General features: G+C 50.4%; 7 protein-coding genes and 1 pseudogene. 2 read left to right on the top strand and 6 right to left on the bottom strand.

All coding sequences use genetic code 11. The annotated features are described in order from the left end of the window. Nucleotides 1-68: 68 nt before the first annotated feature. Nucleotides 69-389, bottom strand: a complete 321-nt coding sequence (locus tag ACQE3Z_RS15585) for a type II toxin-antitoxin system RelE/ParE family toxin (protein WP_426974558.1) — start codon at nucleotides 387-389, stop codon at nucleotides 69-71. A gap of 330 nt (nucleotides 390-719) precedes the next feature. Between ACQE3Z_RS15585 and umuD the strand changes: the two genes are divergently transcribed. Together umuD and umuC are read left to right on the top strand one after the other, a co-directional pair. Next, nucleotides 720-1154 (top strand): translesion error-prone DNA polymerase V autoproteolytic subunit, encoded by a 435-nt coding sequence (gene umuD / locus ACQE3Z_RS15580; protein WP_426974491.1) that lies wholly within the window; start codon nucleotides 720-722, stop codon nucleotides 1152-1154. Next, nucleotides 1142-2407 (top strand): translesion error-prone DNA polymerase V subunit UmuC, encoded by a 1266-nt coding sequence (umuC, locus tag ACQE3Z_RS15575; RefSeq protein ID WP_426974490.1) that lies wholly within the window; start codon nucleotides 1142-1144, stop codon nucleotides 2405-2407. The genes umuD and umuC overlap by 13 nt, the downstream gene beginning before the upstream one ends. A gap of 1002 nt (nucleotides 2408-3409) precedes the next feature. Here umuC and ACQE3Z_RS15570 read toward each other — a convergent pair. From ACQE3Z_RS15570 to pdhR, 5 genes and pseudogenes are all read right to left on the bottom strand, one after another. Then, nucleotides 3410-4552, bottom strand: a pseudogene (locus tag ACQE3Z_RS15570) (acyltransferase family protein). A gap of 504 nt (nucleotides 4553-5056) precedes the next feature. After that, nucleotides 5057-6481 carry a dihydrolipoyl dehydrogenase gene (gene lpdA / locus ACQE3Z_RS15565; RefSeq protein ID WP_085067978.1) on the bottom strand — a complete coding sequence of 475 codons (1425 nt, stop codon included), beginning with the start codon at nucleotides 6479-6481 and terminating at the stop codon, nucleotides 5057-5059. 219 nt (nucleotides 6482-6700) lie between these two features. Then, nucleotides 6701-8584 (bottom strand): pyruvate dehydrogenase complex dihydrolipoyllysine-residue acetyltransferase, encoded by a 1884-nt coding sequence (gene aceF / locus ACQE3Z_RS15560; protein WP_426974489.1) that lies wholly within the window; start codon nucleotides 8582-8584, stop codon nucleotides 6701-6703. A 13-nt stretch (nucleotides 8585-8597) separates the two neighbouring features. Continuing rightward, on the bottom strand, nucleotides 8598-11261 hold the full coding sequence (aceE, locus tag ACQE3Z_RS15555; RefSeq protein ID WP_426974488.1) for a pyruvate dehydrogenase (acetyl-transferring), homodimeric type: 2664 nt from the start codon (nucleotides 11259-11261) through the stop codon (nucleotides 8598-8600). A 175-nt stretch (nucleotides 11262-11436) separates the two neighbouring features. Beyond that, nucleotides 11437-12201: a pyruvate dehydrogenase complex transcriptional repressor PdhR gene (gene pdhR, locus ACQE3Z_RS15550; protein WP_085067981.1), complete on the bottom strand. Its 765-nt coding sequence runs from the start codon at nucleotides 12199-12201 to the stop codon at nucleotides 11437-11439. Nucleotides 12202-12359 lie beyond the last annotated feature (158 nt).

Below are 12359 nucleotides of genomic sequence, written 5' to 3'. Positions count from 1 at the left end.
TAAATATTTCAAATAGTTTACACCATTAAATCATAGAGCACTCATCTCGCGTATTTTACGCGAGTATTTTATCTAATTAGAATAAAATACCCGATTTTTCCATGCGACTTTGCGTACCGCTCCAGCATTTTAAGGCCAGCCCCCAGCGGATTTTTCTCAAGATTATTCTTCTCTTGAGCGTAGCAATACAGCGTTCTCGCTATGTTTGTCCCGCCTACCCACAGTTTGAACAGGCCACTCCCAATTACGCGACTGTGCGGCATCTTTAGCTGGCCTTCTACCTCAAGGCGTTCAATCAGCCGATACATCTGACCACGAAGACGGTCCGGCAGTTCTTCCAGTTCCTGAGCCGCAAGTTCTTGTGCTAATACCTTATGCCTCGCGGAGATACGCCCCGACTGACAGCGGCAAAGCCTTGTCGGAACCACTCCGACAGCGCACAAGGCGTCAGAATCGCTTTTAGCGGGTTTGGCTTAACAGGGGGGCAAGGGATAACCTATCAAACCTGAACCGGCTACGCCGGGCTACCGGTGCCCTTTACCTGCGCGTACTATTCGGCATGCGCTAACGCGCATCAAAAGCCCCTCACCAAACGCCTTACATGAATCAGATATAATCCTGAACGCCCCCTTTTAATCGACCAGTACCGACTATAGATGTTGTTGATTTCCAGAAGACTCGAATATACTGGATAAAAAAACAGTATAAAGGTGTTCCCAATGATCCTGACCCCAGTATTCCCCTGTTTGCCTGAAGGCACAGCAGTTGCTCCTTTTTTCGCAGAAACTATCCCTGCAGGACATCCCAGCCCGGCCAGCGGTTATGAAGCTAACGAATTAAATTTACACGACTTATGTGTTAAACACCCAAGCGCCACTTATTTTCTACGGGTATCGGGTAACTCAATGCAAGACGGCAGGATCCATGACGGGGATATCTTGATTGTCGATCGCGCAGAGCAACCTGGTCACGGTAGTATCGTCATCGCCAGCATAGATAATGAATTTACGGTAAAACAGCTGTTACTAAGACCTCGCCCCTGTCTCATGCCCCTTAATCCTTCCTACAGTCCGATATATTTCGAGCCAGATAGTCTGCAGTTGTGGGGAGTTGTTACCTATTCTTTGCAAAAGCATTCAAGATGTTTGCGCTAATTGATGTTAATTCGATGTACTGCAGCTGCGAAGAGGCCTTCAACCCTTCTCTGATCGGCAGGCCTGTAGTAGTTCTCAGTAATAACGACGGCGCGATCGTGGCCCGAAACCGAGCGGCTAAAGCGTTAGGCCTGAAAATGGCTGAGCCCTATTTTAAGGTACGTCCTTTACTGGAACATCATAATGTCGCTGTTTTTTCAAGCAACTATACCCTTTATGCATCGATGTCAGCACGCTTTGCTACGGTCGTAGAGTCACTGGCGCCACGAACGGAGATTTACAGTATTGATGAGCTCTGGTGTGATCTGAAGGGAATGGAAAATGTCATGAGCCCTGATGCATTCGGGCGGCAGCTACGGCACGAAGTATGGCGCCATACGACGCTGACCTGTGGAGTTGGGATAGCTGCAACGAAAACACTCGCAAAGCTATGCAATCACGCGGCAAAGACCTGGACTGCTACGGGTGGCGTAGTGGCGCTAAGTGACCGTCACCGGCTGGAAAAGCTGATGAGCCTTCTGCCGGTCAGTGAGGTTTGGGGCGTTGGGCGTCGCACTGAAAAAGCGCTCAATGCTATAGGAATCAGGACTGCGCTCGATCTCTGCCGCATGGATATACGCCTGGCGCGTCGGCAGTTTTCAGTTGTGCTTGAGCGTACTATCCGGGAACTACGAGGCGAACCATGCCTCGCGCTGGAAGAGCATGCAGCACCTAAGCAGCAAATCGTTGTGTCACGTTCCTTCAGTAAGTGTATTACCCAACTCCAGGATATGCAGTTAGCTGTCACCGGATACGCTGTCCGGGCTGCAGAAAAGCTTCGTCAGGAAAAGCAATTTGTCAGAGCCGTGAGCGTTTTTATCCGTACCAGTCCTTATTCCACTCAGGACATGCAGTACAGCAACCAGTCAACCGAACTGCTTGCCATCCCTTCACAGGATACCCGTGATATTGTCGATGCGGCACAGCGCGCTCTGAAGCGGATATGGCGCAATGGCATTCGTTATGTGAAGGCAGGTGTGATGCTTGCCGATTTGCATGGCCGTGAGGTTCAGCTTGATTTGTTTGATCCTGGATCGATACGTCAGAACAGCGATGCACTGATGTTGACGATCGACAGAATAAACCGGGAAGGAAAGAGTCATATTTTTTTCGCCGGTGAAGGGATTAACCCCGGCTTCGCTATGTGCCGGCAGTTACTTTCGCCTGCATATACAACGAACTGGTCAGAGTTACCTACTGCGGTGATCCGGTAAGCAAACCTGCGCTGGGTGAAATTAATTTATGCAAAGATCGTAATAAAGCCTCCCACATCTCATGTCGGGAGCCTGAAACTGGCTCAAATGAGCTAAACTTATACATTCCGCGAATTTATCTTCCATCGTTCCATCATATAATTTCACCGTTTACTAAATAATGACAATTTGATTTTATTATATTGAAAAAATAACGGCTTATGAGGTTACTTTTGGCATCAAAAGCATTACTTAATAATTGCCATTCAATTATTCTAATCAGCAACGAACCGGACCCTAACTCTAAAAGAAAACAAATTACACATATAATAATAATTTAAAATTATATTTTTAAATGCCTTTACATATTGCGTTAATTCCTTTTCACTCTCCCCTATTTGAACTTTTCAGTATTTAATCTCTATTATCATGATATTTAATCTATAAAAAACCTAAATTCTTGTAGGTGAGTTATTTCTTTGATGCAATCGGTTTTCATATTAAAACAAACTCAAACACCCCCCTTTAAATGGGGTGTTATTTAAAAATAGTGCCTAAAAAGCCGCTTATTCTTTCGATTGCCTTTTTAAAGCATTGATGTTTATCTCGCCTGGCTGGATGAAAACAATGTATTACAACCGATAGTAAGTGAAGGCGAATTTTGTTGGGAACAGAGTCGGGTTTCAGTACGCCGATCCTGGTGGCAAAAACAGTGCGGGGCATTTACATGCCCGAAAGATGAAGCCCTTGAGCTGTTCCGCAAAAAGCAGCACCGTCCAACAGCACACGTTATTTTGGTAACGCCAGCTGGAGAATCACCTTATTACAGCAAACAATTTGGGTTAACTGGCCGAGCTAAATGCGCATAGATAAAACGAGCATAACAAGCTGCCCCGTCACTACCGGAAGAGAATGAAAGATTACTGAAACCACAAAAGCTATGGAAGACGCTAATCACCGTTCAAATAATAATCCCCGCTGGCGCGGGGATTTTTTAAACCGGACAAAGCTAACAGGGAGCACTTATCCCGTTACATCTTGTGCAGAGGGACGCGGAGCCAGTACACGTTTACCCAGCTGAATACCCGGTTTTTCTACAAAGCGGTACAGTAACGTAGCAATACCATAAGTAAGCGGCAGGCAGATGCCACAGATGATCGCAAACCGCAGCGGCGCACTTAACGCGTCCATATTATAGTCCCGCAGCAGCAGAGCGATGGCAGGCACCACAATCAACAAATGCACCAGGTAGACGGAGTAAGAAACATCACCTAACCAGGTACTGACACGATTCGTCAGAATGGCGCGCGGCAGTTTTATTAACTTTTCCATCAGCGAGCCTGGACGGTGTTGCCAGAGCACTGCCGTCATGCCAATAATCATGGCCGCCTCAAAGACAATCTGCAGTTTACTAACGCCGATGGCGATAATAGCGCTGACTACGGGTGCGATTAATGCCAGCAGCAAATAAACCAGCTGTTTTTTACGCACCGCTTCTGCCATCAACATTCCGGCAATAAACACATGCAGCTTAATCAGAATCATCGACGGCATAATAAAGGCTTCATAATAGCCTGCCAGCACAAAACGGCCGATGGTACATAACAGCATGATCAGCAACAGGGTTGGCACATATCCAAGCCGCAGCGTCAGTAACATAATAAACGGGAATAGCATATAAAACTGCATTTCCAGCCCGATGCTCCAGTCAGGAAGCACGGTATTGAAACCATATTCAGGTAATAAACCAAAGATAAAACTGATATGCGCAATTATATTGGCAACCGACTGATCGGAATAGCGAGATGTCTCTGTCGCAGTGCTCGGATAAAACTGAGCAATCGTATCGCGCATTTCACCAAACCACGGGCCGTAAGCCACAGCGATAATCAGCAATAAATAGTACGCGGAGCAATACGGAAAAACCGTCTAATCCAAAATTTCTTAACGGTGTTTGCGCTATTCCACGGCTCTTTTTCCTGGCGCTCGATTTTTCGGCATCAGATAACCTGAAAGCAAGATAAACAGATCGACGCCAATACTGGGCATAGAAACGATAGGGATCGCGCAATGCACCAGTAGGCTGGCATGCCCCAGCAATACCCAGAGCGAAGCAAATCCGCGCAGGCCCTCTAATTCAGTTGACCACCCTCTTGTCGTTGACATTTTTACCTCTGGTTAAGCCTGGTAATAGATAGAGGAAGGGCAATGAAATAGGATTGCTAAACAATGTTAATGTATCCTAAAAGTAAATTATCAGAAAAAACTTAGCGCATGTGTGGTAAAAAAAGGCCTCTTAAGCCTGTAAAAATGCGGAAACAGAGCGGTAAAATAAATAATATTATCTTGTAATTACCTAACACGGTTAAATTTCAATACTATAAAACTTAAGCCAGTGTAATTCATATTGTAAAACCGGGGGTTATGTACTGAAGGAAGCGTTAATTTACTGCACCCGTCATGCTTAAACTGAATTGTGGATCTTAAGTCAAATCCCTGCTGACGGCGGAAAACATGTCCTGATTGTCCATATAGTCATAATCAGAATCGGTCTCCCCCGTTAACGAGCAGAACGAAAAAGCTGTGCGGAAACCGCTAACGTTTCCTTTTAAAACGCAAAAAAAACGGCCCCTTTCGGAGCCGTTAGCATTTTTCTTACCCGCAGAAGCGTTATTTTTTCTTCGCTTTCGGGTTAGGCAGATCGGTGATGCTGCCTTCGAAAATCTCTGCTGCCAGACCAACCGACTCATGAAGCGTCGGGTGGGCGTGGATGGTCAGCGCGATATCTTCCGCATCACAGCCCATTTCGATCGCCAGGCCGATTTCGCCCAGCAGCTCGCCGCCGTTGGTGCCGACAATGGCGCCACCGATCACACGATGAGTCTCTTTATCGAAAATCAGCTTGGTCATACCGTCTGCACAGTCAGAAGCGATAGCACGACCAGAAGCAGCCCACGGGAAGGTGGCCGTTTCATAGCTGATGCCTTGCTCTTTCGCTTCTTTCTCAGTCAGACCAACCCATGCGACTTCTGGCTCGGTGTAGGCGATGGACGGAATAACTTTCGGATCGAAGTAGTGCTTCTTACCGGCAATAACTTCTGCCGCAACGTGACCTTCATGTACGCCTTTGTGCGCCAGCATCGGCTGGCCGACGATATCGCCGATAGCGTAGATATGCGGTACGTTAGTGCGCATCTGTTTATCAACGCGGATAAAGCCGCGCTCGTCCACTTCTACGCCCGCTTTACCGGCATCCAGGTTTTTACCGTTCGGCACACGACCGATAGCAACCAGCACTGCGTCGTAACGCTGCGCTTCGGCAGGCGCTTTTTTGCCTTCCATAGAGACGTAGATGCCGTCTTCTTTGGCTTCAACTGCAGTCACCTTGGTTTCCAGCATCAGGTTGAATTTCTTGCTGATGCGTTTGGTAAAGACCTTAACCACGTCTTTATCGGCAGCCGGGATCACCTGGTCGAACATCTCAACCACGTCAATTTCTGAACCCAGCGCATGATAAACGGTGCCCATTTCCAGGCCGATAATACCGCCGCCCATCACCAGCATACGTTTCGGTACTTCTTTCAGCTCAAGCGCAGCTGTGGAATCCCAAACGCGTGGATCTTCATGAGGAATGAAAGGTAGCTGAATCGGACGTGAACCCGCCGCAATAATGGCATTATCAAAGTTGATGGTGGTCGCGCCGTTTTCACCTTCAACCACCAGCGTATTTGCACCGGTGAATTTACCGAGGCCGTTAACCACTTTGACTTTACGACCTTTCGCCATGCCAGACAGACCGCCGGTCAGCTGATTGATGACTTTTTCTTTCCAGGTACGGATCTTGTCAATGTCGGTTTGCGGTTCGCCAAAAACGATGCCGTGTTCCGCCAGCGCTTTCGCTTCTTCGATAACTTTCGCTACGTGCAGCAGCGCTTTAGAAGGGATACAACCTACGTTAAGGCAAACACCGCCAAGGGTGCTGTAACGCTCTACCAGTACGGTCTCCAGACCTAAATCCGCGCAGCGAAAGGCTGCAGAGTAGCCCGCAGGACCTGCCCCAAGCACAACGACCTGGGTTTTAATCTCTGTACTCATCATGACCTCTTAATTGACTATCCGGCGGTCAGACGTCACTTACCTGATTCACAGTACGCCCTTCATCCACCGGGACGCGTTCACCGCAAGAGTTTACAGAATTGTTAACAGACTGCAAACCGCTTCGGCTCAGTAAGATCCCATTTCCCAACTTCAGACCGGCTTAGCATGGAAAAGCTGGCCTGTTAAAAGGCCGGCATAAGCCGGCCTTTATTGTTACTACATCACCAGACGGCGGATATCGCTTAAGGTGTTGTTGATGATGGTGATGAAACGCGCACCATCCGCACCATCGATAACACGGTGATCGAAGGAGAGAGAGATCGGCAGCATTAAACGCGGCACAAACTCTTTACCATTCCACACCGGCTCCATTGAGGACTTAGAAACGCCCAGAATAGCCACTTCCGGCGCGTTCACAATCGGCGCGAAGTGGGTAGTACCCAGGCCGCCGATGCTGGAGATGGTGAAACAGCCGCCCTGCATTTCGCCAGCGGTCAACTTACCGTCACGCGCTTTTTTGGAGATGGTCATTAGCTCGCGGGAAAGTTCAATGATGCCTTTCTTGTTAACATCCTTGAACACCGGAACCACCAGGCCATTCGGCGTATCAACCGCCACGCCGATGTTAATGTATTTCTTCAGCGTCAGCTTCTGGCCATCTTCAGACAGTGAGCTGTTGAAGCGCGGCATCTGCTCCAGCGCGGCAGCAACAGCTTTCATGATGAAGACTACCGGAGTGATCTTCACATCCAGCTTACGCTTCTCAGCTTCGGCGTTCTGCTGCTTACGGAACGTCTCCAGCTCGGTGATATCGGTTTTGTCGAAGTGCGTAACGTGCGGGATCATCACCCAGTTACGGCTCAGGTTAGCACCAGAAATTTTCTGGATACGTCCCAGCTCAACCTCTTCCACCTCACCGAACTTGCTAAAGTCCACTTTCGGCCACGGCAGCATGCCCGGCAGGCCACCACCGGTTGCGGCAGCAGGCGCGGATTCAGCGCGTTTCACCGCATCTTTCACGTAAGTCTGGACGTCTTCTTTCAGAATACGTCCCTTACGGCCGGTGCCTTTGACTTTCGCCAGGTTAACGCCGAACTCACGTGCCAGACGACGGATAACCGGCGTCGCGTGTACATAGGCGTCATTCTCAGCAAACTCATCTTTACCGGATGCTTTTGCCGGAGCGGATGCAGCCGGAGCCGCCTGCTCAGCTTTTGCTGCTGGCGCGGACGCTTCTTTCTGTGCTGCCGGAGCAGCGCCTTCCACTTCAAACAGCATAATCAGCGAGCCGGTGCTGACTTTGTCGCCGGTGTTGATTTTGATCTCTTTAACCGTACCCGCGAACGGTGCCGGCACTTCCATTGAGGCTTTATCGCCTTCAACGGTGATCAGCGACTGCTCGGCGGTGACTTTATCACCCGCCTTCACCAGGATTTCGGTCACTTCAACTTCATCACCGCCGATATCCGGTACGTTCACTTCTTTGGTAGCCGAACCGCCAGAGGCTGCAGGCGCGGTAGCCGCTTCCTCTTTTACCTGCGGTTTAGCTGCTGCCGCGTTACCGGAAGCTGCGGTTTCAAATACCATAATCAATGAACCGGTGCTGACTTTGTCGCCGGTGTTGATTTTGATCTCTTTAACCGTACCTGCGAACGGCGCCGGTACTTCCATTGAGGCTTTATCGCCTTCAACGGTGATCAGCGACTGCTCGGCTTCAACCTTGTCGCCAACTTTGACCAGGATTTCGGTTACTTCGACTTCGTCGCTGCCGATGTCCGGGACATTCACTTCTTTGCTTTCCGCAGCGGCGGCAGGCTGTGCATCAGCCTTTTTCTCGGCGGCCGGTGCTGGCGCTGCTTCTGCAGCGCCCTCCGCTTCAAAAATCATAATCAGCGAGCCGGTTTCTACTTTGTCGCCGGTGTTGATTTTAATCTCTTTGACCACGCCCGCCTGCGGCGAAGGCACTTCCATTGAAGCTTTATCGCCTTCAACGGTGATCAGCGACTGCTCGGCTTCAACCTTATCGCCAACCTTTACCAGGATTTCGGTCACTTCAACTTCATCTGCGCCGATGTCCGGGACATTAATTTCGATAGCCATTAATCTTTACCTCTTATGCCAGACGCGGGTTGACTTTATCTGCATCGATATTGAATTTGGTAATGGCGTCTGCCACTACTTTCTTATCGATTTCGCCGCGTTTAGCCAGTTCACCCAGCGCTGCTACTACCACATAGGATGCGTCCACTTCAAAGTGGTGACGCAGGTTTTCACGGCTGTCAGAACGGCCAAAGCCGTCGGTGCCCAGTACGCGATAATCGCTGGCCGGGATATAGCTGCGAACCTGTTCCGCAAACAGTTTCATGTAGTCGGTAGACGCAACGGCCGGTGCATCGTTCATCACCTGAGCGATATACGGCACGCGCGCTTGTTCTGTAGGATGCAGCATGTTCCAGCGTTCACAATCCTGGCCGTCGCGTGCCAGTTCAGTGAAGGAAGTCACACTGTAAACGTCAGAGCCGATACCGTAATCTTTCGCCAGGATCTCTGCCGCTTCGCGTACGTGACGCAGGATAGCGCCGGAGCCCAGCAGCTGTACTTTACCTTTGCTGCCTTCCAGGGTTTCCAGCTTGTAGATACCCTTACGGATACCCTCTTCTACGCCCTGCGGCATTGCCGGCATGCGGTAGTTTTCGTTCAGCGTGGTGATGTAGTAGTAAATATTTTCCTGCGCTTCGCCATACATGCGCGTCAGGCCGTCCTGCATGATCACCGCGACCTCATAGGCATAAGCCGGATCGTAGGAGATACAGTTCGGGATCGTCAGCGCCTGAATGTGGCTGTGACCATCTTCATGCTGCAGACCTTCGCCGTTCAGGGTAGTACGACCGGAGGTACCGCCGATAAGGAAGCCACGCGCCTGTTGGTCGCCCGCCGCCCAGCAGAGATCGCCGATACGCTGGAAGCCGAACATTGAGTAGTAGATGTAGAACGGAATCATCGGCAGGTTGTTGGTGCTGTAAGAGGTCGCAGCAGCCAGCCAGGACGCGCCTGCACCCAGCTCGTTGATCCCTTCCTGCAGAATCTGGCCTTTCTCATCTTCTTTATAGTAAGCAACCTGCTCACGGTCCTGCGGCGTGTACTGCTGGCCGTTCGGGCTGTAAATACCGATCTGACGGAACAGGCCTTCCATACCAAAGGTACGTGCTTCATCAGCGATGATCGGCACCAGACGATCTTTGATCGACTTGTTCTTCAGCATCACGTTCAGCGCACGCACAAAGGCGATGGTGGTAGAGATTTCTTTGTTCTGCTCTTCCAGCAGCGGCGCGAAATCTTCCAGCGACGGCAGCTCAAGCTTCTCGGTGAAGTTTGGCTGACGGCTTGGCAGATAACCACCCAGCTTCTGACGCTGGCCGTGCAGATAGGTGTACTCTTCAGAACCTTCTTCGAAGGTCACATACGGCAGCGTTTCCAGGTTTTCATCGGTTACCGGAACATTAAAGCGATCGCGAACGTAGCGCACGCCTTCCATGTTCATTTTCTTCACCTGGTGAGCGATGTTTTTACCTTCAGCGGTGTCGCCCATACCATAGCCTTTAATGGTATGTGCCAGGATTACCACCGGCTTGCCCTTGGTCTCCTGCGCTTTTTTAAATGCCGCATAGATTTTCTTCGGATCGTGACCGCCACGGTTCAGAGCGAAAATCTCGTCGTCGGACATATCTTTCACCAGCGCAGCGGTTTCCGGATATTTACCGAAGAAGTGCTCACGCACATAGGCGCCGTTGCGGGATTTAAAGGTCTGATAGTCGCCGTCAACGGTTTCGTTCATCAGCTGGATCAGCTTGCCGCTGGTATCTTTACGCAGCAGTTCGTCCCAACGGCTGCCCCAGATCACCTTGATCACTTCCCAGCCGGCGCCGCCAAAGATGCCTTCCAGTTCGTTGATGATCTTGCCGTTGCCGGTTACCGGACCATCCAGACGCTGCAGGTTACAGTTGATAACGAAAACCAGGTTATCCAGCTTTTCGCGGGTGGCGATAGTGATCGCGCCTTTAGATTCCGGCTCATCCATTTCGCCATCGCCAAGGAAAGCGTAAACGGTCTGACCAGAGGTATCTTTCAGACCACGATGCTCCAGATATTTCAGGAACTTCGCCTGATAGATCGCCGACAGCGGACCCAGACCCATAGAAACGGTCGGGAACTGCCAGAAGTCCGGCATCAGCTTAGGATGCGGATAGGAAGAGAGACCTTTGCCATGCACTTCCTGACGGAAGTTGTTCATCTGCTCTTCGGTCAGACGACCTTCAAGGAAGGCGCGTGAATAAACGCCCGGAGAGATGTGGCCCTGGAAATACACCAGATCGCCGCCGTCTTTATCGTTGCGCGCGCGGAAGAAATGGTTGAAACACACTTCATAAATGGTCGCCGATGACTGGAAAGATGAGAGGTGACCGCCCAGCTCCAGATCTTTTTTCGACGCACGCAGTACCGCCATCATGGCGTTCCAGCGAATTGCGGAACGGATACGACGCTCCAGAGAGGTATTGCCCGGATAGTCCGGCTCTTCTTCAACGGCGATAGAGTTAACATAGTTGCTGACAGCAGAGCCTGCAGCGACATTCACGCCGCCTTTACGCGCTTCACTCAGAACCTGATCGATCAGGAACTGCGCACGCTCAACACCTTCTTCACGGATGACCGATTCGATCGCCTGTAGCCAGTCGCGGGTTTCGATCGGATCCACGTCATTATGTAAACGTTCTGACATGGGGGTATTCCTTATCTGTGTCTAATTCGTTGAATTGTCTGGAGCCTGTCTCCCTGCATTCTGATTCAGTCCAAAATGCAAGGAGACAGGCCCGTCGTTAGTTGCCGCGTATCCCTTTTGTTTTACAGGTTGATGAGCTAACCCTGCAAAATATGTGGTTATATCAGTTTACGCGTTATTCCTTACGTTGCTGTAAACGACGCAGGGAGCGTTCACGACGCGTCTGCTCCCGACTTCTGTCCAGCAATATCTCCTCGATAAACGCCAGATGGCGGTGTGAAGCCTCGCGCGCCTTTTCCGGCTCGCGGGCGACAATCGCCTCAAAAATACTGGCGCGATGACTGCTTACCTGCGCCAGCATTTCCCGGCGTGAGTAGAGCAATTCAAAGTTTTGACGAACGTTTTTTTCCAGCATCGGGCCCATTGAGCGTAGCAAATGCAGCAGCACCACATTATGCGCCGCCTCTGTTACGGCAATCTGATACTGCATAACCGCATCGGCTTCGGCATCCAGATCGCCGCTCTGTTGGGTATGCTGGATAGCCAGATGGCAATCGCGTATGCGCTGCAAATCTTCTTCGGTTCCCCGCAGCGCAGCGTAATAAGCCGCGATACCTTCCAGCGCATGACGGGTTTCCAGCAGGTCGAACTGAGATTCGGGGTGATCGGCGAGTAACGCCACCAGAGGATCGCTTAGGCTTTGCCAAAGATTCTTCTGAACAAAGGTGCCACCGCCCTGTCGACGCAGCAGAAGCCCTTTTGCCTCCAGACGCTGTATCGCTTCACGCAAAGAGGGGCGAGAAACGTCAAACTGCTTAGCCAGCTCCCGCTCAGGGAGAAGCTTTTCACCCGGACGCAGCGTTCCCTCCATGATCAGGGACTCAAGCTGTTGCTCAATTGCATCCGAGAGCTTTGGTTGGCGAATCTTACTGTAGGCCATTGTCCCTTCTTCTGCCAGGCACCGAAGTCAATTGGTAATACCAATTGCAAAAAAGTGAAGCTAAAGTAACAAAGTATTCACCTTCTGTCTATATGGCATCTGCCAGAAGCAGGGTGAAGGTCACGTCCTTAAATGGACGAAAACAGTAACGAAAATGC

Source organism: Pantoea sp. FN0307, assembly GCF_050113815.1.
In the GTDB taxonomy this organism is placed as follows: domain Bacteria; phylum Pseudomonadota; class Gammaproteobacteria; order Enterobacterales; family Enterobacteriaceae; genus Mixta; species Mixta alhagi.
This window is presented reverse-complemented; position numbering and strand designations above follow the sequence as displayed.